The organism is Paenibacillus chungangensis, assembly GCF_042675905.1.
Taxonomy (GTDB): domain Bacteria; phylum Bacillota; class Bacilli; order Paenibacillales; family Paenibacillaceae; genus Pristimantibacillus; species Pristimantibacillus chungangensis.
Window position 1 is genome coordinate 1 of record NZ_JBHTJZ010000040.1, and the last position, 586, is coordinate 586.

Below are 586 nucleotides of genomic sequence, written 5' to 3' on the forward strand. Positions count from 1 at the left end.
CAAGGGAGCCAGCCGCCGAAGGTGGGGTAGATGATTGGGGTGAAGTCGTAACAAGGTAGCCGTATCGGAAGGTGCGGCTGGATCACCTCCTTTCTAAGGATTTAAAGCGTTTTGGAACAAAACGCACATCGGAAGCATATGCTTCGTTTCTGCAGGAAACGTACAACTCGACATGTCGCTCATCTTCAGTTTTGAGGGAATAACCCTCAAAGATTGTGACTTTTCTGAAGCAAATTCAGAGAAGTGAATACAGTGAAAAACATCGTTTGGTGGCGATGGCGGAGGGGAACCACACGTTCCCATCTCGAACACGACCGTTAAGCCCTCCAGCGCCGATGGTACTTGGACCGCAGGGTCCTGGGAGAGTAGGGCGTCGCCAAGCAGATGCGCAAGCATCTATAATGTGTCGATTTCGACACTTGCACCTTGAAAACTGGATAACGAAAGTAACAATAAAGCATTCCAGCTACTGTATAGTAGCGAGAAGCTTTATGCTGAAACATCCTTTAGCTGAAGCATTAAAATAAACGTTTGACATGTAGCGTCTTTTCTGAAGCCATTCAGGAAAGTCACTCATCGAAAAACG

At 47.1% G+C, this 586-nt stretch carries 2 rRNA genes; both read left to right on the top strand.

From position 1 onward, the window contains the following. Window positions 1–93 (top strand): 16S ribosomal RNA (locus ACFQ2I_RS19455); the annotation flags it as partial. 172 nt (window positions 94–265) lie between these two features. Continuing rightward, window positions 266–382, top strand: a 5S ribosomal RNA gene (gene rrf / locus ACFQ2I_RS19460). Window positions 383–586 lie beyond the last annotated feature (204 nt).